Source organism: Intrasporangium calvum DSM 43043, assembly GCF_000184685.1.
GTDB lineage: Bacteria > Actinomycetota > Actinomycetes > Actinomycetales > Dermatophilaceae > Intrasporangium > Intrasporangium calvum.
Window position 1 is genome coordinate 801,173 of the sequence record NC_014830.1, and the last position, 20,151, is coordinate 821,323.

Consider the following 20,151-nt stretch of genomic DNA (forward strand, 5'->3'; position numbering starts at 1 on the left):
GGTGGGACTGCCGGACCCGGCCGCTCAGAGGTCGGTGGCGTCGACGATCCGGTAGGAATAGCCCTGCTCGGCGAGGAACCGCTGGCGGTGGGCCGCGAAGTCCGCGTCGACGGTGTCCCGGGCGACCACGGTGTAGAAGTGCGCCGTCCGCCCGTCGCCCTTGGGGCGCAACACGCGCCCGAGCCGTTGCGCCTCCTCCTGGCGGGAGCCGAACGTCCCGCTGACCTGGATCGCCACGCTCGCCTCGGGCAGGTCGATCGAGAAGTTGGCCACCTTCGAGACGACGAGGCGGGTGATCTCGCCCCGGCGGAACGCGTCGTAGAGCCGCTGGCGTTCCCGGACCGTCGTCTCGCCGGTGATGACGTCGGCGTCGAGCCGCTCGGCGATCTCGTGGAGCTGGTCGAGGTACTGGCCGATGATGAGGGTTGGCTCCGCCGTATGCCGCTGGGCCAGCTGCTCGACGACCGCGAGCTTCGCGTCGGCGCAGCTCGCCAGCCGGTAGCGGTCCTCCGGTTCGGCGGTCGCGTAGGCGAGTCGGAGCGAGTCAGGCAGGGTGACCCGGACCTCGACGCAGTCGGCCGGCGCGATGTAGCCCTGCGCCTCGATGTCCTTCCACGGTGCGTCGAAGCGCTTGGGCCCGATGAGGCTGAAGACGTCTGACTCGCGGCCGTCCTCCCGGACGAGCGTGGCGGTGAGGCCGAGCCGTCGACGGGCCTGGAGGTCCGCGGTCATCCGGAAGATCGGCGCCGGGAGCAGGTGCACCTCGTCATAGACGACAAGGCCCCAGTCTCGGGCATCGAGCAGGTCGAGGTGCGTGTAGGCGCCCTTCCGCCGAGTCGTCAGCACCTGGTAGGTCGCGATGGTGACCGGGCGGATCTCCTTGCGGGCGCCGGAGTACTCGCCGATCTCCTCCTCGGTCAGTGAGGTGCGGCGGATCAGCTCGTCCTTCCACTGCCGGGCGCTGACGGTGTTGGTGACGAGGATGAGGGTGGTGGCCTTCGCCGCGGCCATCGCGCCGGCGCCCACGAGCGTCTTGCCGGCGCCGCAGGGGAGGACGACCACGCCCGATCCGCCGTGCCAGAAGCCGTCGACCGCCTGCTGCTGGTAGGGCCGGAGGTGCCAGTCGTCCTGCCTCAGGTCGATGGGGTGCGCCTCGCCGTCGACGTAGCCGGCGAGGTCCTCGGCCGGCCAGCCGACCTTGAGCAGCTCCTGCTTGAGGTGGCCGCGCTCGCTCGGGTGGACGACGACCGCGAGGTCGTCGATGCGCTCACCGAGCAGCGGCTGGATCTTCTTGTGGCGCAGGACCTCCTCGAGGACGGGACGGTCCGTGGTGCGCAGCACCAGACGGGTGCCCTCCGCACTGTCGGCGAAACCCTCCTTCTCGAGGGTGAGGCGGCCGTAGCGATCCATGGTGTCGGCGATGTCGACGAGGAGTGCGTGCGGGACGGCGTAGCGGCTGAAGGTGATGAGCGCGTCGACGACCTGCTCCGCGTCGTGGCCGGCTGCGCGGGCGTTCCACAGGCCGAGCGGCGTGACCCGGTAGGTGTGGACGTGCTCCGGGGCGCGCTCGAGCTCGGCGAAGGGCGCGATGGCCCGGCGCGCCTCCTCGGCGCGCGGGTGGTCGACCTCGAGGAGCAGGGTCTTGTCGCTCTGGACGATCAGGGGTCCGTCATTCATCGTCGGTCGCAACGCCGACCCCTCGGTTCTTGTTCCGCAACACACCCGCCTACCGACTGCCCGCCCCGGTTGGAGGCGGCACCAGCATCCGGTGAGCGGGTGTGTTGGCGGTCACGCCGGGGGCTGGGGCACGCCTGACAGTATGGGCGCATGCGAACCCCACAGGTGGAGGCAGCAACGGGGCTGCCGGCGTCGGTGACGATCTACGAGGTCGGGCCGCGCGACGGCCTGCAGAACGAGAAGACGGTGGTTCCGGCCGCGACCAAGGTGGAGTTCATCCGCCGGTTGGAGGCGGCCGGGCTGCAGACCATCGAGACGACGTCCTTCGTCCCGGCGAAGTGGGTGCCGCAGATGGGCGACGCGGAGGAGGTCCTCGCCGGTCTCGCCGCGTCCGGCGGTGACGCGACCGGCCGCCGCCGGCCCGCCCTCGTCCCCAACGAGCGCGGTCTGGACCGCGCCGAGGAGCTCGGCCTGGAAGCCATCGCGATCTTCGGGTCGGCCACCGAGACGTTCGCGCGCAAGAACCTCAACCGTTCGGTCACCGAGCAGTACGCCATGTTCGAGCCCGTCGTGAAGCGGGCGCTCGCCGACGGCATGTGGGTGCGCGCCTACGTGTCGATGTGCTTCGGCGACCCCTGGGAGGGTCCGGTGCCGGTCGACCAGGTCGTCGAGGTCGCCCAGCGCCTGATGGACCTCGGCTGCGCCGAGCTCAGCCTCGGCGACACGATCGGAGTCGGTACCACCGGGCACGTCCACCGCCTGCTGGAGGCGTTGGGGCACAAGGGAATCGGACCCGACCGGATTGCCGTGCACTTCCACGACACCTACGGCCAGGCGCTCGCCAACACGCTCGCCGCCCTGCGCGACGGGGTGTCGGTCGTCGACGCCTCGACGGGCGGGTTGGGCGGGTGCCCCTATGCCAAGTCCGCGACGGGAAACCTCGCCACCGAGGACCTGGTCTGGGCGCTCACCGGTGCGGGCGTCGAGACGGGCGTCGACCTCGAGCAGCTCGTCGAGACGTCGGTCTGGATGGCGGCGCAGCTGGGCAGGCCGAGCCCCTCCAACGTGGTCCGCGCCCTCGCCGGCTGATCGACAGAGCCAGCTGATCGAAAGAGCAGTTCGTCCCCTTGGGGCACGCCGCTTCCACGCCCGCCGGCTGATCGAAAGAGCAGTTCGTCCCCTTGGGGCACGCGGCCCACGGCGCACTGAGGGGGACGAACTGCTCTTTCGATTGGGGGACGAACTGCTCTTTCGATTGGGGGACGAACTGCTCTTTCGATTGGTCAGGGGGTGTCGAGCGTGGCGCCGGTGATCCGGTGCGCCGTCCACGTCCGTTCGCGCCCGGCCTCGTCGGTGGCGTAGACCCGCCCGCCCTCGACCCGGCGCGGATGGATCAGGTGCCGCGTCGTCGCCCCGAGCTGGTCGGTGACGCCGATCCACACACCGTGGCCGTCCGCCATCGCCTCTCGGAGCAGCGCCAGGGTCACGACGGGGTCGGTCGTCGGGATCGAGGGCCCCGGCCGGGCTCGTTCCTCGGCACGCCGTTCGTCGGCGCTGGCCTCGGCCGCCCGCAGCCCGGCGACGAGGTTGGCGGTGAACGCCTCGTCCACGGGAGTCGCCGTCGGTGCGGCCGTCCTTCGCCTCGCTCGCGCGCGCCGCTGTTCGGCGCCGGTCAGGACGACGCCGCCGTCCCGCCCCTCGACGACGGGGGAGAACCCGCCGTCGCGGAGCAGGTCTACGAGCAGTCGCGGATCGGTGTCGGAGACGAGCACCGTCGGCGCGAGCCGCCGCAGCCGGAGCGGCGCGAGGTCCCGAGTGGCGAGCATCGCGTCCAGCACGGCCTCGTCGTCAGAACGGACGTATGCCGCTGAGCTCCCTACCCGGGTCACGCCATGCTTCCGCGCGACGTCCGTCACGAGGTACTCGAGCGGTTGGGGGAGCGGGGTCCGGCTCGCCCGGCGGATCGTGTCGAGCACGTCGGCGGCGGTCCAGCCCGCGTCGAGCGTCCGGCGGACCGAGTCGGGGGTGAACCGGTGCACCGTGGCCCCGCCGCGCGACTCGACGTCCGAGGCGAGACGCATGAACGCCGCGAGGGAGCCTTCGAGCGGCCCGGGAGCCACGGCCGTGAGGTCGGCCTGGACGAGGATGTGGTCGACGGGGGCGGGCAGGTGCGGCGACATGGCGGCTGCCACCTCGTCGAGAGGCGGCTGGGTCAGGGTGCTCGGCGGCGGGATGCTGGAGTCCGTGGCCGTCGCCCTGCCGAGGAGCGTGCGCGCCGGGGACGAGAGAGCGCCCCGTCCCGTGAGCCCGAGCCACTCGGCCTCCCGGAGGACCCCGTCGATGGCGCCGTCGAGCAGGGTGGCCGAACGGAGGGGCCGGCGCCAGTGGAGGCGCTCCCGGATCGAGGCGCCGTCGGCAGCCATCCCCGGCTCCAGGGAGGCCAGCTCGACGAGCACCTCCCTGCGGATCCCCCGGATCGCCGGCCACTGGACGCCCGGACCGAGGGCGTTCGCCGGTGTCTCGCCGACGCGGCTGCCCACCAGGTGGGGTGCTCGGGTCGAGGCCAGCCACGCCTTGGCCAGCACCGCCCAGCGGTGGCCGGCTGCGCTGGCCGACCACTCGTCCAGCTCGGGCGTGGGAGCCCAGACGGGCACGATCTCGCCGTCGTCGCCGACGAGCCCAGCGGCATACGACACCTCGACGACGAAGGCAGCCCGCTCGGGCTCCACGTCGAGCACCCGCCCAGCCACCTTGAGGTCGCGCACGGACAGGCCGCCGGCGCGGAGCACCCGCGGAGGCTCCGCCCCCCATGCTGCGCACAGCTCGTCGACCCGCGACAGGAGGTCGCTCGCCGCACCCCCGGCGACGGCGTCGACGACCCGCGCGGAGACGTCGCGCGCGGTGATCTCGGGCGCCCGGAGCCGGACGCTGCGGTGCAGGCGGCCGCCTCGGAGGACGAGACCGGTCTCGCGGGGTAGGGCCACCCGGTCACTGCCGACGGAGACGAGCAGGTTCCGCTCGAGGAGCCAGCGCACCGCGGTCGTCCCGGCCGGTCCGGTCGGCAGGACACCGGTCGCCGGGCCCCACGTGAGCCGGTCGAGAACCGTCCGGGCACCCTCGGGGGCCACGTCGAGGGCGCCGCGGACCTGTGCCTCGGTGGGGACGGGAGCGCCCGGACGCAGGTCGCGGTACGACGGCCCCAGCCCCGCGACCGACGGACCCAGCACCTCGGGAACCGTGCGCACGACGTGGGTGCCGTCGCTGCCCCGCCACAGGAGGGCGCGGGCCCACAGGTCGTCGACGAGGGAACGGACGGTCGGCGCCTCCGCCTCGCTCACCCCGAGCAGCCCGAGCACCGGGTGCAGGTCCTCCGATCGGGTCGGCTCGGCAGCGACGACGAGCGCCTCGAGCACCCGGAGATGGCCTTCGTCCAATGCGTCGATCGCCCGCTGGACACTGGCTCGCGTCGAGGCCCGCGCGGCGAGGCTGGTCAGGTCGGCGGGGGCTGGCCTCGCGAGGTCCGGGCGCGACAGCACCAGCGTGGCGAGCTCCCGGTCGTCGCGGCCCCGGATGTCGTCGGCCAGGCTCCGGCCCGTCGCGGGTTCCCGCCTGTTGATGGCCACCCACCCAACCTAGACGCAGCAGCTAGCGTGGACGTCATGAGCGCCGTCTCCCCAGAGCCCGCGCGGCCGTCGTTCGCCGCCGCATCCGCCGCGCCGACCGGCCAGCAGTGGACGATCGGACGCGGCCCGTTCGAGGCAACCGTGGTCGAGGTGGGCGGGGGCCTGCGCAGCCTCACGCTCGCCGGGGCACCGCTCGTCGCCGGCTACGGCCCGGACGAGCGCTGCCAGTCCGGCCGAGGGCAGCAGCTGATGCCCTGGCCCAACCGGATCCGCGACGGGCGCTACACGTGGGAGGGCAAGGCGCACCAGCTGCCGCTCACCGAGGTCGCCAAGGCCAACGCCAGCCACGGACTGGTCCGCTGGGCGATCTGGGAGCTGATCGAGCTCGAGCCCGACTTCGTCACGGTGGGATACCGGCTCTATCCCCAGCCGGGCTGGGACCACCCGCTCGACCTCCGCACGACCTATGTGCTCGACGAGAGCGGGCTCGTGGTCACGGCCGCCGCGCGCAACGTCGGCAGCTCGCCCGCGCCCTTCGGCTACGGCGCCCACCCCTACCTCGCCATCGGCTCCACGCCCCTGCACGACGTGTGGGTCAAGGTGCCCGCTGCCACCTGGTTGCGGACCGACGAGCGCGGCCTGCCGGTCGGACCGGAGAGTGTCGAGGGGGCTGCGCTCGACCTCCGCCAGGGGCGGGCGCTGGGCGGCACGACCCTCGACACCCCCTTCACCGACGTCCAGCGCGACGACGACGGGATGTGGCGCTGCGAGGTTGCCACCGACACCGTGGGCCGGCTCGTCCTCTGGGCCGACGCCGCGTTCCCGTGGCTGCAGGTCTTCACCGGGGTGGTGGAGAAGGGGCTGGGTGAGCCCGGCATCGCCGTCGAGCCGATGACCTGTCCCCCTGAGGCGTTCAACTCGGGCGAGTCCCTCGTCACCCTCGGACCCGGTGAGGAGTGGACCGGGACGTGGGGAATCTCACCCGTCCGTGACGACCCCGGCGCGTCCAGGCCCCTGATCGGCTGAGCACGCGCCGTCAGGGTTTGCAGCCAGCAGATAGGCTTGGCGGCATCGCTCGACCACGTGGTCGGCGCGCGCATCAGACGAGCAACGAGGTGGACTGTGCCGACTGGCAAGGTCAGGTTTTTCGACGCCGACAAGGGCTTCGGCTTCATCGCCGAGGACGACGGCGCGGACGTGTTCCTGCACGCCAACGCCCTGCCCGAGGGCGTGACGACCCTGAAGAAGGGGACCCGCGTCGAGTTCGGCATCGTCGAGGGGCGCAAGGGCGCCCAGGCCCTGCAGGTCCGGGTGCTCGATCCCGCCCCCTCCCTCGTGGCCAAGCGCCGTGAGCGCGACCGCAAGCCCGCCGAGGAGATGGTCGTCATCATCGAGGACGTCATGCAGGTCCTGGACGAAGTGAGCAACGGCCTGCGCAAGGGCCGCTACCCCGACCGCGAGTTCGGCACGAAGGTCGCCCAGGCGCTCCGCAAGGTTGCCGACCAGCTCGAGGGCTGACCCGATGACCCCCACGATCACCCCGAAGCGGGACACGGCCAAGTCGGACGCCGTGCTCCTCGCCGCCCTCGACCTCGCCCGCGACGCGGCCGTCTCGATCGCCGAGCCCGGCACCGTCGGCGCCCACGCCGGCATGGAGATGCTCGGTGAGCGGCTCGCGATGCACTGGTTCGAGTGCACCTCGCCCGGCTACCACGGCTGGCGCTGGGGCGTCAGCGTGGCCCGCGTGCCCCGGGCCAAGGTGGCCACGATCTGCGAGACCAACCTGCTCCCCGGCCCCGACGCGATCCTCGCGCCCGAGTGGCTGCCCTACTCCGAGCGGCTCGCTCCCGGCGACCTCGGCCCCGGGGACGTGCTGCCCAAGCGGGCCGACGACCCCTACCTCGTGGCCGGGTTCGAAGCGACCGGCGACGAGGACGTCGACCAGATGGCCTTCTTCGAGCTCGGCCTCGGCCGGCCGCGCGTCCTCTCCGCCGAAGGGCGCGAGGCCGCCGCGACGCGCTGGTACGCCGGCGCGAGCGGCCCGACCGCAGAGGTCGCGGTCAAGGCCAGCGCCCCGTGTTCGACGTGCGGGTACTTCGTGCCGATGGCCGGTGCCCTGCGGGCCGTCTTCGGAGTCTGCGCCAACGAGTGGAGCCCGTCGGACAGCAGGGTCGTCTCCCTGGACCACGGGTGTGGCGCCCACTCGGAGACCGATGTCGAAGCCCCGGAGCCCACGCCCATGGGTGAGCCGATCGTCGACGAGCTCGCCGTCGACCTCGAGGTGCTCGAGCGGGAGCCCGAGGAGGACCAGGCCACCGAAGGTCCGTACCCCGAGGGTCAGACCCCCGAGCTGGAGCCCACTGAGCTGGAGCCCACTGAGCTGAAGCCCACTGAACCGGATGCTGACGGGACCGACGAACGGGACTGAGCCCAGCGGCATACGGCCTCGCCGGTTGCGGTCAGACGGCGTCCTCGGCGTTGCCCCGCCCGCGGCGCACGTAGAGCCAGCCGATCCCGCCGAGGACGATCCCGGCCACGCACGCCCACGGCCACCAGTCCCGGTCACCCGCGTGCAGCGCCGGCACGGCGAGGGTGGCGACGAGGGCCACCGCCCACCCGACGACGCCCCACTCGATGATCCTCAGCATCGGCACGTGGACCGGCTGGAGCGGCTCTCCGGGGCCGCGCGGAGGGGTCTGGTCGGTCACGGGGCCAGCCTAGGTGATTCGGCGTCGACGACCTGCGCGGGTCGAAGCGCGCGAGCCGCGGCCCCGCCGCTAGAGTGCGCGCCATGTCGACCCAAACCACCAGGCGTCCGGCGCCCACCGGACTCGACGGCTTCTTCAAGATCTCGGAGCGCGGCTCGACCGTCGCGCGCGAGGTCCGAGGCGGCTTCGTCACCTTCTTCACGATGGTCTACATCGTGGTCCTCAACCCGATCATCCTCTCCGGCGCGACCGACGGCTCAGGCCTGATGATCGGCGGCGTCGCCGACCTCGAGCAGAGCAAGCTGCTCGTCGCCGTCGGCACCGCCGTCATCGCCGGGGTCATGTCGATCCTCATGGGGCTCGTCGCGAACTTCCCGATCGCGCTCGCCGCCGGCCTCGGCATCAACGGCCTCATCGCCGGAATGGTCTTCACCCATGCCGCCGAGGGCATCACCTTCGCCGACCTCATGGGCCTCGTCGTCCTCGAGGGCATCATCATCCTCGTCCTGGTCCTGACCGGGTTCCGCAAGGCGGTCTTCCGGGCGATCCCGGCACCGCTCAAGGTCGCCATCTCGGTCGGCATCGGCCTGTTCATCGCCTTCATCGGTGTCATCGACGCCGGCTTCGCGCGTCGCCCGACGTCGCCCGGGTCGGTCCCGAGCGAGCTCGGCATCGGGGGCAGCCTCAACGGCTGGCCGACGCTCGTCTTCGTGTTCGGCGTCTTCCTCATCGCGGTGCTGCTCATCCGCAAGGTCAAGGGGGCGATCCTGCTCGGCATCGCGTCCGCCACGGTCGTCGCCATCCTCATCGAGGCGATCTTCAAGATCGGGCCGCGCATCTACACCGACCAGGGCCTGCAGAACCCCGAGGCCTGGCAGCTGACCGTCCCCGCCCTGCCCGAGTCGATCACCAACACCCCCGACCTCGGCATCCTCGGCCAGTTCAGCCTGCTCGGCTCGTTCGAGAAGCTCGGAATGGTCACGGCGGTCATGTTCGTCTTCTCCCTGCTGCTCGCCGACTTCTTCGACACGATGGGCACGGTCGTCGCCATCGGCACCGAGGCCGAGCTGCTCGACGAGGAGGGCAACCCGCCGCACACCGACCGGATCCTCGTCGTCGACTCGATCGCCGCGATCGCCGGTGGTGCCGGCGGGGTCAGCTCGAACACGAGCTACATCGAGTCCGCCGCCGGTGTCGAGGAGGGCGCCCGGACCGGCCTCGCGTCCGTCGTCACGGGTGTGCTCTTCCTGCTCGCGACGTTCCTCGCGCCGCTCTTCGCGATCGTCCCGTCCGAGGCGGCGGCTCCGGCTCTGGTCATCGTCGGCTTCCTCATGATGATGCAGGTCAAGAACATCGACTGGGACGACATGGAGGTCGCCCTGCCGGCCTTCCTGACGATCGTGCTCATGCCGTTCACCTACAACATCACCGTCGGCATCGGGGCGGGGTTCATCGCCTGGGTGCTCGTCAAGATCGCTCGGGGACATGCCCGCCAGGTGCACCCGCTCCTGTGGATCGTGTCGGCGTTCTTCGTCATCTACTTCGTCAAGACGCCGCTGGAGGGCGTGCTCACCTGAGACAACCCCTTCCCGTATGCCGCTGGGCCCGCTTCCGCACGGAGGCGGGCCCTCGTGCGTGGCCGGCCCCGCTCAGACCCCGCAACACACCCGCTTGTCGACTGCACCCCCCGTCTGCAGCAGGCGCGAGCAGTCGATGAGCGGGTGTGTTGCCAAGCGAGGGAATGATTAGCACAACTAATAAGTTAGGGTCATTAGTAGAGCACTCGACCCGACCCAGGACCGCGCATGACCTCCCCGCCTTCCCAGCCCGTCTCCCACCCAGAGCTCGTCACCATGGCCAACGACATCCGGCTCGCCTGCATGCGGATCTCACGGCGGGTGCGTTTCGAGTCGGACCAGGAGCTCGCCCCGCACCACTTCTCCGTCCTCGCCCGCCTCGAGGACGCACCGCGCACCAACAGCGAGCTGGCCGAGATCGAGCGGATCTCCGCCCCGAGCATGAAGCGCACGACGACGCACCTCGTCGAGGCGGGCTACGTCTCCCGCGCTGACGACCCCCTGGACGGGCGCCAGGTCATCCTCTCCCTGACGGAGGAGGGCCGCGCCGCCGTCGAGCGCGTCCGTCGGCACCGTGACGAGTGGATGCTCGACCGTTTCGCCACCCTCACCGAGGCCGAGCTCGACCTGCTGCAGCGGGCCAGTGCGGTCTTGGGCAAGGTGGCGAGCAAGTGAGTCCGACCTTCCACTCCCTCGGGGTGCCGAACTACCGCAAGTATGCCGCCGGGGCCCTCGTGTCGAACATCGGCACGTGGATGGGGCGGGTCGCCCAGGACTGGCTCGTCCTGACCGTCCTCACCGACCACTCGGCCTCGGCGCTCGGCATCGTCACCGGCCTCCAGTTCCTCCCCTTCCTGCTCCTCGCGCCGTGGGGTGGGATGATCGCCGACCGCTTCCCCAAGCGTCAGATCATGCTTGTCACCCAGAGCGCCCTGCTCGTCACCGCGTTGGCGCTGGCCCTCCTGACCGGCGCCGGGATCGTCGAGCTCTGGCACGTCTATGCGCTCGCGCTCGCCCAAGGAGTCGCAACGGCGATCGACAACCCATCGCGCCAGGCCTTCGTCTCCGAGATGGTCGACCACGACCACCTCGCCAACGCGGTCGCACTCAACAGCGCCTCGTTCAACCTCGGTCGGCTCATCGGCCCCGGCGTGGCCGGCCTCATCATCGCCTGGTTCGGCATCGCACCGGCCTTCTACGTCAACGCCTTCACGTTCGTCTTCGTACTCGTGGCCCTGCTCAGCATGGACGAGAAGACCCTGACCCCGGCGCCGCGGGCCCGCGGGAAGGGGCAGATCCGTGAAGGGCTGCGCTACGTGCGGCGCCGCCCCGACCTCATGCTCATCATGAGCCTCGTCTTCGTGCTGGGGACGTTCGGGATGAACTTCCAGCTGACGACGGCCCTGATGTCGACCCAGGTGTTCCACAAGGGTCCGGGTGAGTACGGCCTGCTCGGCTCGATCATGGCGATCGGCTCGCTCGCCGCAGCGCTCCTGTCGGCCCGGCGCCATCCGCGGATGCGGGTGCTCGTCATCGCCCTCGTCGGCTTCACCCTCTCGACGGCGCTGCTCGCCACCGCCCCGAGCTACGAGCTGTTCGCGGTCTACCTCGTGCCGACCGGACTGTCCGCCCTCACCGCACTCACCACAGCGAACGCCATGGTCCAGATCAGCGTCTCCCCGGAGATGCGGGGCCGTGTCATGGCGCTCTACATGGCGATCTTCATGGGGGGAACCCCGTTCGGGGCCCCGATGCTCGGCTGGATCGGTGACGTCTGGGGTGCCCGCTGGACCATCGCCATCGGCACGATCTCCGTCGGGCTGAGCGTGGGTGCTGTGGTCCTCTGGGTGGCACGGAGGCAGAATGTTGCGGTGACCTTCCAGACGCAGGGTCGGCCGCGCGTCCGGATCCGGCTCGACCGCCCGACCACCCCCGAGGTGGCGAAGTGAACTTCCGCACCCGGCACCGGGTGACCATGGCCGCGCTCGCGCTCTTCATCGCCATCGCCGTCGTGGCGGCGGTGGTCAACGCGCTGGGCGGCTGACCGGTCAGAGCAGAGGTATGCCGCTCAGCTCGGCCCGCGTCGCCCTTCCCAGGGGCGCGGGGCTGAGCGGAGCGGCACACGTCCCTCAGCAGCGGTGAGCGGTCAGGCGGGCTGGCCGCTGGCCACGCGCCGCCGGTGCGCGACGCTGTAGGTCAGGCCGGTCAGCGCGACCGCGACGAGCGCGATGGTGACGATGGCGACCCAGCTGGGGCCCGGGTCTGGCGTCGGCGGCGGAACCGGGGATCTCCCGGAGCCCTCGCCCAGACCTGGGTCGACGTAGGCGAGCGCGCGAGTGGTGTTCCAGACGACCCACGCGGTGAGCGCTGCCATGGTGGCAGTGATGCGAACTGCGATGTGCTTTGACATCTCGGGACCCTCCCTGTCAGTGGTGCTTACCCGTGCACCGAGGCTGCGCCCAGCCGGTATCAGTGGGGTATTGGGCGACCAGCTGATGACGAACCGATACCGTGCGACCGCTCGGCGACCGCTCGGCCACCGCTCGGCGACCGCTCGGCCACCGCTCGGCGACCGCTCGGCGACCGCTCGGCGACCCCTCAGGGGCAGGTGACGATGGCCTCGTCGAGGATGCAGACCACCTCTCCGCTCGAGGGGTCGACGACGCGCACGAGGCCGGAAGGGTCGCCGAGCAGCGTCGGGAGGTGTGGCAGTGCGAGCAGGTCGCCGATGCTGAGCGAGGCCGTCGAGGGCAGCGGCGTGTCCACCGGCAGGGTGGGCAGGGGCACCCGCACCGTCGTGGGGAGCTGCGCCGTCGGGATCGGCAGGCGCGGGGCAGGCGTGCTCGGTCGCGGAGCGGGGGCCGGGTCCGCGGTGGGGGACGAGGATGTGGGGCTGGGCGTGCGCGTCGGCTCGGAGGACCCCGATGCTGTGGCCGTCGGGCTCGGCCGAGTCGATGAGGGGTCGGACGACGGTGCGGCACCGCCACCCCAGGCGAAGCCCGAGCCCGGGGGCGTCTGCGTGCCTGAGCCTTCGGCGGGGCGCGCCGCCGAGATGGCGCTCATCGGCACGACGGTCACGCCGGAGCGGTACGCCTCCGCGATGGCGAGGACGCTCCGGGCGTAGTCGTCGGAGTGGTTGTAGCGCAGGACGGCGTCCCGGGCCTGGGCCGGGTCCCGCAGGTCGCCGATGCCCGAGCAGAGATAGACCCCTGCGGCCGCGGCCGAGTCGGCCATGCTCTGCGGGTTCGTGGCGCCGTCGCCGTCGCCGTCGCGGCCGGCGGTCCGCCAGGTTCCGGGGATGAACTGCATCGGCCCGACCGCGCGGTCGTAGACCCCGTCCCGGTCCCAGCGTCCGTCGTCGGTGTCGGTGATGCGTGCCGTGCCGCTGCGGCCGTCGAGGGGGATGCCGATGATGCCGGGCCGGGCGACTCCCGCCGGGTCGAGCGCGTTGCCGCCGAACCGTGCGTGGTTGCTCTCGACCCGGCCGATGGCCCCGAGCAGCGCCCAGTCGAGGCCACACGCGGGGTCGAGCGAGCCGAGCAGCTCCGCCGCCCGTCGATAGGCCGCCAATGCCGGAGCGGGGATGCCGTTCCCGTCGATCCGGACCGGGGCGAGACCGCCGACGAGCCGGGCGGCCGCAGCGGCAACGGAGGGGACGGGCACGCTGGGGAACGGGTCCGTGAAGGTGCGGTAGACCGGGGGCAGCTGCATCGGGGCGGGCGGTGGTCCCGCGCTCGGGTAGCGCGGGCTCGCCCCACCCCTGAGGGCCTCGTCCGGCACCCCTCCCGACGAGACGCCCGCCCCGGCGGCGAGCGCCACACCGGTCGTCGCCAGGGCGATGGCGGGCAGGACGGCCACGGCGCGCCGGGCGACCTCCTTGACGCGGACGATCCGGACCACGGTGACTCCTCCACTTCCTCGCCGACGGTTGCTGAGCCACCGTCGCCGGTGACCCACCCTGGTCAACGAGCGAGCGGCGCAGAGGTCACGGCCGAGGCGCTGCCACGGCAGGAAATGCACACTCGACTCGACGGGTGGAGCCCCACCCCCTCGAGTGTGCAGTTCGTGCCGCGCCGCACCCCCCTCGTGGACCCCGGGAGGACGCTGAGGCGAGTCGCGAGCGGGAGGAGCTCAGCGGCATACGCCCCGGTGTGGCTCAGCCGAGCTGGGAGACCACGTGCGCGATCGCCTGCGTCAGCCGGCTGACGTCGTCGGGCTCGACAGCGGGGAACATCGCGACCCGCAGCTGGTTGCGCCCGAGCTTGCGGTAGGGCTCGACGTCGACGACGCCGTGCGCGCGGAGCACCTTGGCCACCGCCGCCGCGTCGATCGCGTCGTCGAAGTCGATCGTCCCGACGACCTGCGAGCGCGCTGCCGGGTCCGCGACGTAGGGCGTCGTGTAGGACGTGGCCTCGGCCCACTCGTAGAGGCGGCTCGACGAGTCCTTGGTGCGGGCGGTCGCCCAGTCGAGGCCGCCGTTGCCGTTGAGCCACTGGAGCTGCGCGTCGAGCATCGCCAGCGTCGCCACGGCGGGCGTGTTGTAGGTCTGGTTCTTCAGCGAGTTGTCGATCGCCGTCGGCAGGCTGAAGAAGTCGGGCACCCAGCGGCCCGTCGCTGCGATCTCCTCCACGCGGGCCAGCGCCGCCGGGGAGAAGAGCGCGAGCCAGAGCCCGCCGTCGGAGGCGAAGCACTTCTGCGGGGCGAAGTAGTAGACGTCGGTCTGCGTGATGTCGACGGGGAGCCCGCCGGCGCCCGACGTCGCGTCGATGAGCACGAGCGCGTCCTCGTCGGCGCCCTCGACCCGCTGCACCGGGGCCATGACGCCGGTCGAGGTCTCGTTGTGCGGCCACGCGTAGACGTCGACGCCGGCCTCGGCGCGTGCGGTCGGCAGGGAGCCCGGGTCGGCCTTGATGATCGTGGAGTCCCCGAGGAAGGGGGCGTTCTGGGTGACGTTGCCGAACTTGCTCGAGAACTCGCCGAACGCCAGGTGCTGGGCCCGCTCGCGGACGAGACCGAAGGCGGCGATGTCCCAGAACGCCGTCGAGCCGCCGTTGCCGAGGATGACCTCGTAGCCGTCCGGGAGGCTGAAGAGGTCACGCAGGCCGGAGCGGACGGAGCCGACGAGGTTCTTGACCGGGGCCTGGCGGTGCGACGTGCCGAGGACGGTGCGGCCGAGGCTGGCCAGGTGCTCGAGCTGCTCGGGGCGCACCTTCGAGGGGCCGGAGCCGAACCGCCCGTCGGACGGGAGCAGCTCGCTCGGGATCGTGATGGGCGGCGTGGTCGCGGGGTTCGCGGGGGCGGGGGCGTCGGTCACGGTTTCACCTTGGGCTGGGGCCACACGATGTGGCAGTGGCGGGCGTGGAGCTGACGGGTGACGCCGTTGTCACCGGCCCATTGAACCGTAGGTGCCCACCTGCTGGACACGCCCGACCGCTGTGTGGACGCCCACAGCGCCGATGCCGTATGCCGCTGGGCCCGTCCCCGGGACCACGCCGGCTCAACGGTCGGCTGGGCCGGCGTCGACGTGAGCGGCGGAGGGGTTCTGCGGTCGGAAAGACCTCGATGCGTCGCCTTGAGCCGACGCATCCAGGTCAATGGGTGACCTCGGGTCGTCCCGTCGGATTCCTCAGTGCGGCAGCGCCGTGCCTGTCCACATCCACGGCCGGTGGGAGGGGTTGTCCACAGTCCGGGAGATGGAGTCGCGCCTGACCCGGCGCAATCGGGGACCGTGACCGCCATGGACCTTTCACACGTCGCCCGGCGCGAGGTCTTCTCGGCCGCGTGGGCACGGGCGGCCGGACTCGACTCGGATGCTGTGGCGCGGGCCGTGGTCGACGGCCGGGCGCACCCGCTCCTTCGCGGGTGGTACGCGACGCGCGCACCGCTCGACGACACCGACTGGAACCGACTCGCGTCGCGCGCGGCGTTCCTCCACTTCGGCGGCCGGGCAATGGTGAGTCACCAGTCCGCACTGGTCTGGGCCAGCCTGCCCGTCATGTATGCCGGCCTGCGCACCGTCCATCTCACCCGGACCGTCCCCGGGTCCTCGCGCCGTCGCCGGGGTCTGATGCTGCACCGTTCGGTGGCCGGAGTGCCGAAGGGCGACCGGGTGCCGCTGGCGGTCGCGATCGTCCAGTCCGGTCTGGTGGCCGAGCCGCTCACCGCCCTGATCGCAGCAGATGCCGCGCTGCATGCCGAGAAGGTGGACGGGGCCGACCTCGAGGAGGCTCTCGACCTGCTCGGCGGGTCGCGCCACATCACTCCGGTGCGGGCGATGCTGGACCACGCCGATGGGCGGATCCAGTCTCCGGGGGAGAGTATCGCCGGCCATCGGCTGCGCCAGCTCGGATGGCAGGTGGAGCCACAGTTCACCGTGGAGACGGACGAGGGCGCGGTGTTCGCCGACTTCAGGATCGTCGGGACCAGAGTGCTGGTGGAGGTCGACGGCAAGGTCAAGTACCGCGGCGATGACGGCCCCGACGCCCTCTTCCGTGAGAAGCGCCGGGAGGATGCCATCCGCCGCAAGGACTGGCGGCTGGTCCGGCTCGTCATGGCCGAGCTCGACGACCTGCCACTCATCGAGGGCCGGGTCAACGAGCAGGTCGCGGGCGCAGCGGCCTGACTCGCCGCTGGCCGGGTGGGCGAGCCGAGCACTCGCGCGCTCCACGGTGCGGCGCCTCGACCTGGCTGCGTGGCGTCCACCCGGCTGCGTGGCGTCCACCCGGCTGCGTGGCGTCCACCCGGCTGCGTCCTTGCCATGCGTCGCCCTGACCTCGTTGCGTCGCCTTGAGGCGACGCATCCAGGTTCTTCCGACGCTCGAGGTAGTGCACCGGGGCCGGAGGTGGTGCGCGCGAGGTCCGGAGGTAGTGCACCGGGGCCGGAGGTGGTGCGCGCGAGGTCCGGAGGTGGTGCGCCGGGGCCGGAGGTGGGCGCGGTCAGTGGGCGAGGTCCGCGGTCCAGCCCTCGACGTCCTCGGGCCGGCGCGGACCCTCCCCGATGTAGCGCGACGACGGCCGGATGAGGCGCCCGGTGAGCTTCTGCTCGAGGATGTGGGCCGACCACCCGGCCGTGCGCGCGCACGTGAACATCGGGGTGAACATCGACGCCGGTACCTGCGCGAAGTCGAGGATGACGGCGGCCCAGAACTCGACGTTCGTGGCGAGGACGCGGTCGGGCCTGCGGGCCTGCAGCTCCTCGAGCGCAGCCTTCTCCAGGGCGGCCGCGGCCTCGAAGCGGGGCGCGCCGAGCCGCTCGCAGGTCGCCCGCAGGACCCGGGCGCGAGGGTCCTCGGCCCGGTAGACCCGGTGGCCGAACCCCATCAGCCGCTCGCCGCGGTCGAGCACCCCCTTGACGTAGGCCGTCGCGCCGCCCTCGCGCTCGACACCGTCCAGCATGTGCAGCACCCGCGACGGCGCGCCTCCGTGCAGCGGTCCGGACATCGCACCGACGGCCCCGGAGAGGGCGGCCGCCACGTCGGCTCCGGTGGAGGTGATGACCCGGGCGGTGAAGGTCGATGCGTTCATCCCGTGCTCGGCTGCGGAGACCCAGTAGGCGTCGACGGCCTCGACGTGCTTCGGGTCGGGCTCACCGCGCCAGCGGATCATGAAGCGTTCGGTGATCGTGGTGGCCTTGTCGACCTCGGCCTGGGGCACCATCGGCTTGTCGAGCCCGCGGGCGGACTGGCCGACGAAGGACAGCGCCATCACCGCGGCCCGTGCGAGGTTCGCCCGGACCTCCTCCGGCTCGATGTCGAGGGTCGGCCGGAAACCCCACCCTGGGGCGAGCATCGCCAGCGCGGACTGGACGTCGACCCGGACGTCCCCGGTGTGCACGGGCAGCGGGTAGGGCTCGGCGGGCGGCAGGCCGGGATTGAACTTGTTGTCGACGAGCAGCCCCCAGACGTTGCCGAACGAGACGTGCCCGACGAGGTCCTCGATGTCGACGCCGCGATACCGCAGGGCGCCGCCCTCCCTGTCCGGCTCTGCGATCGTCGACTCGAAGGCGATGACACCCTCGAGGCCTGGCTTGAAGTCCGGGTCCGGCGCGTGGTCTGCCATGACGTTCCTTGTCGGGTCGTTGGCGCCGGGCGGTCTGCCACCCCGGCGTGGGCCACCAGCCATTCTGCACATCGCAGCCGTCCCTGTCCGACGGGGCTGAGACACTCACCGTATGCCGTCACCCGGGGAGCGATCCGCCTTCGCCCACGCCGTTCTCTCCGGACGGGACGGCGTGGACTTCGACCTCGTCCACTTCAGGGGCACCGACCTGAGTCGGGCTCAGCTCGAGGGCGGCAGCTTCCTCGAATGCACGCTGGAGGGCTGCATCCTCGATGACGTCCACCTCGAGTCGTCGCGGTGGTCCGAGTGCCGTTGGGAGCGCGTCGTCGGCGCGGGCGTCCTCATGCAGCGGGCGAGCCTGGTCGATGTCACCATCGACGGGTCACGGTTGGCGGCTGTCTCGGCCTGTGGGTCGACGTGGCGGGACGTCACTGTGACGGGCGGCAAGGTCGACTTCCTGAACCTGCGCGGGGCCCGGCTCAGGAACGTCCGCTTCATCGACTGCATCGTCACCGAGCTCGACCTCGCGGAGGCCACGGTTGACGGGCTCAGCTTCGAGGGGTGCACTCTCGTCGAGCCGGAGTTCGGCAGGGGGCTGTATGCCGCTCTCGACCTCTCCGGGGAAACGCTGCGGTCCCCCTGTGGGCTGGCCTCGCTCAAGGGCGCGACGGTGAGCCGCCTGCAGCTGATCGAGCTGGCGGACGTGCTCGCGGCCGAGCTGGGGCTGCACGTCACCGACCTGATCCATCCTCCGGGCCGCAACGGGTGAGGCTCCCGCAACCGCAGCCTGCCGCCTGGCGCCTTATCGGTCGCGGCGCCCACCCGCTGGGCGAGTCCCTGCGGCCCTGCGGCCAGGACGCCAACGGCCGCCGCGGCCGCCGTCGAACACTTCCGCGGCTACCTCGCCGGCAACCCGGCACTGGTGCAACTGGCGCGGACAGAGCTGACTGGGCTGAACCTCGCCTGTTGGTGTGCACCCCATCAGCCGTGCCACGCGGACGTCTGGCTGGCACTCGTCAACCGCGATCGCGAAGAACCGGGACGGAGTTCATCGGGATTGGCCGCGCGGTGAGTCCGACCCTTCCCTACACTCGCGGAATGCCTTCCCCACGGGCCGCCGCGGCTCTCGTCCTCCTCGGCGTCGTCGGGCTCGCCGGCTGCGACACGCCCAGCAGCCCTCACGCGCTGAGGGTGGCCACGACGACCGGCGTGGCGCTGTCGTCCGAGGGCGCCACGCCAGCTGCCGCACCGACCGTGGCCTCGTGCCCCACCCCTGACGCGAACACCACGCCCGCCGAGGCCTGGGCCGCCGCCGTGAGCGCCCTCGAGGGAGCGGACACGAGCACGTACCGGGTGAGGTCGGAGACCGCCCTGCCCGTAGGCACGCTCACCCGCTCCATCACGGTCCGAGTCGATGAGTCGACGCAACGGGCTGAGTTCGCGGGCTCGTTCAGCGCCCACAAGAAGGACGGCGAGCCCGTCCAGACGTCGGTCACCCTCGTCATGGACGGTGATGAGGGCTACGTCCACTCGCCGGCCTGGACCGGCCGTCAACGCGGCAAGTGGCTCCGCGTGAACCAGGCCCTCCTCGCCGAGGCGGAGATCCCGTTGGAGCTGCAGGCCGTGAGCTCCCTGCCGCCCCAGCTCGCGAGCTTAGAGCCGCACGGCGTGAGGGAGTTGCACGGTCTGCGTGTCATCGATGGCCGGATCTCCGCGGAGGACGGCCTCTCCCTGCTCGGCCTCTCCCACGTCGCCGCCATGGACCCACAGCTGGCGGAATCGCTCACCGGGATGCTCGGCGTATCGGCCAGGCTGAACAACGCCGGGTGTCTGGACACGGTCGAGCTGAGCGGCGAGAACAGCCAAGTCACCGGATCCTCGGAGGCAGTTCCGGCGGCTGTCCTGGACGCGCTCATCCGAGCGAGCACCACAGTCCTCTACATCTCGTCCGTCGGTGCGCCCCAGAGCATCGCCGTACCGCCGCCCGACGCCATCGTCGACGGCGGGCGCATCTAAGCCAGGTCGTACGCCACGCTCAGGGCGTCCGGGGATCGCGGTCTCAGGGCCAGACGGTGCATCTGAGTCCCGGGGGTGGCCGGGTCAGTTGATGGCGCCTGGCCGACCGCGCCGGAGGGCCGAGGTGGCGGCGTCCTTGGCCCGGTCCGTCGCCGTCAGCTTGTCGGTCGGGCTGATCCGCTTGGTCAGGTCCGCGCCCTGGAGCAGCCGGGGGAGCGGTGTCACCGACACGGGGTAGACCGTGATCGCCGTGTCGCCGCTGAAGACGATCCACAGCGACTGGTCGCCTTCGTAGACCTTGAGGATGCTGCCGTCCGAGAGTGACTTCGCATGGTCGAAGGCCTTCTTCCGAGCCTTCTCGCTCGCGATCACCTTCTGGGCGGCTTCCTTCGCCGGCTCCCGCAGAGCCTTGCTCGCCACCCAGATCTGCGGGCCGTACTTGGCTCCGACCTTGACGATCTTCGAGACCGCCTTGCCCTTGCCTGCCATTGC

The 20,151-nt window shown here is 71.7% G+C and carries 19 protein-coding genes; 11 read left to right on the top strand and 8 right to left on the bottom strand.

The window, feature by feature from the left end:
* Positions 1-24: 24 nt before the first annotated feature.
* Positions 25-1,677 carry a DNA repair helicase XPB gene (locus INTCA_RS03700; RefSeq protein ID WP_013491597.1) on the bottom strand — a complete coding sequence of 551 codons (1,653 nt, stop codon included), beginning with the start codon at positions 1,675-1,677 and terminating at the stop codon, positions 25-27.
* Between the two features lie 150 nt (positions 1,678-1,827).
* Here INTCA_RS03700 and INTCA_RS03705 point away from each other — a divergent pair, with 150 nt between their 5' ends.
* Positions 1,828-2,766 carry a hydroxymethylglutaryl-CoA lyase gene (locus INTCA_RS03705; RefSeq protein ID WP_013491598.1) on the top strand — a complete coding sequence of 313 codons (939 nt, stop codon included), beginning with the start codon at positions 1,828-1,830 and terminating at the stop codon, positions 2,764-2,766.
* A gap of 194 nt (positions 2,767-2,960) precedes the next feature.
* On the opposite strand, the gene INTCA_RS03710 is transcribed toward INTCA_RS03705, so the two are convergent.
* Complete coding sequence (locus INTCA_RS03710) at positions 2,961-5,300, bottom strand: helicase-associated domain-containing protein (protein ID WP_013491599.1); 2,340 nt, start codon at positions 5,298-5,300, stop codon at positions 2,961-2,963.
* A 36-nt stretch (positions 5,301-5,336) separates the two neighbouring features.
* On the opposite strand from INTCA_RS03710, the gene INTCA_RS03715 reads away from it, so the two are divergent.
* The 3 genes from INTCA_RS03715 (at position 5,337) to INTCA_RS03725 (ending at position 7,728) form a co-directional block, all read left to right on the top strand.
* The gene (locus tag INTCA_RS03715) at positions 5,337-6,326 is read left to right on the top strand and encodes an aldose 1-epimerase family protein (RefSeq protein WP_013491600.1); all 990 of its coding nucleotides are present in this window, start codon (positions 5,337-5,339) and stop codon (positions 6,324-6,326) included.
* Between the two features lie 96 nt (positions 6,327-6,422).
* Positions 6,423-6,818, top strand: coding sequence for a cold-shock protein (locus INTCA_RS03720; protein ID WP_013491601.1), 396 nt, complete (start codon positions 6,423-6,425; stop codon positions 6,816-6,818).
* 4 nt (positions 6,819-6,822) lie between these two features.
* Entirely contained in the window at positions 6,823-7,728 is a 906-nt protein-coding gene (locus INTCA_RS03725) for a DUF3027 domain-containing protein (RefSeq protein WP_013491602.1), read from the top strand.
* Positions 7,729-7,759: 31 nt separating this feature from the next.
* On the opposite strand, the gene INTCA_RS03730 is transcribed toward INTCA_RS03725, so the two are convergent.
* Positions 7,760-8,008, bottom strand: coding sequence for a DUF2530 domain-containing protein (locus INTCA_RS03730; RefSeq protein ID WP_013491603.1), 249 nt, complete (start codon positions 8,006-8,008; stop codon positions 7,760-7,762).
* An 83-nt stretch (positions 8,009-8,091) separates the two neighbouring features.
* On the opposite strand from INTCA_RS03730, the gene INTCA_RS03735 reads away from it, so the two are divergent.
* The 3 genes from INTCA_RS03735 to INTCA_RS03745 all read left to right on the top strand — a co-directional run bounded on the left by INTCA_RS03735 (position 8,092) and on the right by INTCA_RS03745 (position 11,534).
* Entirely contained in the window at positions 8,092-9,585 is a 1,494-nt protein-coding gene (locus INTCA_RS03735; RefSeq protein WP_013491604.1) for an NCS2 family permease, read from the top strand.
* A 228-nt stretch (positions 9,586-9,813) separates the two neighbouring features.
* Entirely contained in the window at positions 9,814-10,260 is a 447-nt protein-coding gene (locus INTCA_RS03740) for a MarR family winged helix-turn-helix transcriptional regulator (RefSeq protein WP_013491605.1), read from the top strand.
* Positions 10,257-11,534, top strand: coding sequence for an MFS transporter (locus INTCA_RS03745; protein ID WP_013491606.1), 1,278 nt, complete (start codon positions 10,257-10,259; stop codon positions 11,532-11,534). Before INTCA_RS03740 ends, INTCA_RS03745 begins: the two co-directional genes overlap by 4 nt.
* A 197-nt stretch (positions 11,535-11,731) precedes the next feature.
* Here the strand turns inward: INTCA_RS03745 and INTCA_RS03750 are convergent, their stop codons facing one another.
* From INTCA_RS03750 to serC, 3 genes are all read right to left on the bottom strand, one after another.
* On the bottom strand, positions 11,732-11,995 hold the full coding sequence (locus tag INTCA_RS03750; RefSeq protein ID WP_013491608.1) for a hypothetical protein: 264 nt from the start codon (positions 11,993-11,995) through the stop codon (positions 11,732-11,734).
* A 188-nt stretch (positions 11,996-12,183) separates the two neighbouring features.
* On the bottom strand, positions 12,184-13,485 hold the full coding sequence (locus INTCA_RS18555; RefSeq protein WP_013491609.1) for a lytic transglycosylase domain-containing protein: 1,302 nt from the start codon (positions 13,483-13,485) through the stop codon (positions 12,184-12,186).
* 256 nt (positions 13,486-13,741) lie between these two features.
* Positions 13,742-14,899 (bottom strand): phosphoserine transaminase, encoded by a 1,158-nt coding sequence (gene serC / locus INTCA_RS03760; protein ID WP_013491610.1) that lies wholly within the window; start codon positions 14,897-14,899, stop codon positions 13,742-13,744.
* A 423-nt stretch (positions 14,900-15,322) separates the two neighbouring features.
* On the opposite strand from serC, the gene INTCA_RS03765 reads away from it, so the two are divergent.
* On the top strand, positions 15,323-16,207 hold the full coding sequence (locus tag INTCA_RS03765; RefSeq protein WP_013491611.1) for a hypothetical protein: 885 nt from the start codon (positions 15,323-15,325) through the stop codon (positions 16,205-16,207).
* 314 nt (positions 16,208-16,521) lie between these two features.
* Here the strand turns inward: INTCA_RS03765 and INTCA_RS03770 are convergent, their stop codons facing one another.
* Positions 16,522-17,643: a citrate synthase 2 gene (locus INTCA_RS03770; protein WP_013491612.1), complete on the bottom strand. Its 1,122-nt coding sequence runs from the start codon at positions 17,641-17,643 to the stop codon at positions 16,522-16,524.
* A 112-nt stretch (positions 17,644-17,755) separates the two neighbouring features.
* On the opposite strand from INTCA_RS03770, the gene INTCA_RS03775 reads away from it, so the two are divergent.
* The 3 genes from INTCA_RS03775 to INTCA_RS03785 are packed head-to-tail and all read left to right on the top strand — an operon-like array spanning position 17,756 to position 19,659.
* Complete coding sequence (locus tag INTCA_RS03775) at positions 17,756-18,412, top strand: pentapeptide repeat-containing protein (protein ID WP_013491613.1); 657 nt, start codon at positions 17,756-17,758, stop codon at positions 18,410-18,412.
* An 18-nt stretch (positions 18,413-18,430) separates the two neighbouring features.
* On the top strand, positions 18,431-18,715 hold the full coding sequence (locus INTCA_RS20625; protein ID WP_041307234.1) for a DUF4326 domain-containing protein: 285 nt from the start codon (positions 18,431-18,433) through the stop codon (positions 18,713-18,715).
* A gap of 26 nt (positions 18,716-18,741) precedes the next feature.
* Positions 18,742-19,659, top strand: coding sequence for a hypothetical protein (locus INTCA_RS03785; RefSeq protein WP_013491614.1), 918 nt, complete (start codon positions 18,742-18,744; stop codon positions 19,657-19,659).
* Positions 19,660-19,743: 84 nt separating this feature from the next.
* Here INTCA_RS03785 and INTCA_RS03790 read toward each other — a convergent pair whose 3' ends face one another.
* Complete coding sequence (locus INTCA_RS03790; RefSeq protein WP_013491615.1) at positions 19,744-20,148, bottom strand: hypothetical protein; 405 nt, start codon at positions 20,146-20,148, stop codon at positions 19,744-19,746.
* Positions 20,149-20,151 lie beyond the last annotated feature (3 nt).

Coding starts and splice junctions, on each gene's coding strand:
- INTCA_RS03700 (WP_013491597.1), bottom strand. CDS start 1,677: ATGAATGACGGACCCCTGATCGTCCAGAGCGACAAGACCCTGCTCCTC.
- INTCA_RS03705 (WP_013491598.1), top strand. CDS start 1,828: ATGCGAACCCCACAGGTGGAGGCAGCAACGGGGCTGCCGGCGTCGGTG.
- INTCA_RS03715 (WP_013491600.1), top strand. CDS start 5,337: ATGAGCGCCGTCTCCCCAGAGCCCGCGCGGCCGTCGTTCGCCGCCGCA.
- INTCA_RS03725 (WP_013491602.1), top strand. CDS start 6,823: ATGACCCCCACGATCACCCCGAAGCGGGACACGGCCAAGTCGGACGCC.
- INTCA_RS03735 (WP_013491604.1), top strand. CDS start 8,092: ATGTCGACCCAAACCACCAGGCGTCCGGCGCCCACCGGACTCGACGGC.
- INTCA_RS03740 (WP_013491605.1), top strand. CDS start 9,814: ATGACCTCCCCGCCTTCCCAGCCCGTCTCCCACCCAGAGCTCGTCACC.
- INTCA_RS03750 (WP_013491608.1), bottom strand. CDS start 11,995: ATGTCAAAGCACATCGCAGTTCGCATCACTGCCACCATGGCAGCGCTC.
- INTCA_RS03765 (WP_013491611.1), top strand. CDS start 15,323: ATGGACCTTTCACACGTCGCCCGGCGCGAGGTCTTCTCGGCCGCGTGG.
- INTCA_RS03770 (WP_013491612.1), bottom strand. CDS start 17,643: ATGGCAGACCACGCGCCGGACCCGGACTTCAAGCCAGGCCTCGAGGGT.
- INTCA_RS03775 (WP_013491613.1), top strand. CDS start 17,756: ATGCCGTCACCCGGGGAGCGATCCGCCTTCGCCCACGCCGTTCTCTCC.
- INTCA_RS03785 (WP_013491614.1), top strand. CDS start 18,742: ATGCCTTCCCCACGGGCCGCCGCGGCTCTCGTCCTCCTCGGCGTCGTC.
- INTCA_RS03790 (WP_013491615.1), bottom strand. CDS start 20,148: ATGGCAGGCAAGGGCAAGGCGGTCTCGAAGATCGTCAAGGTCGGAGCC.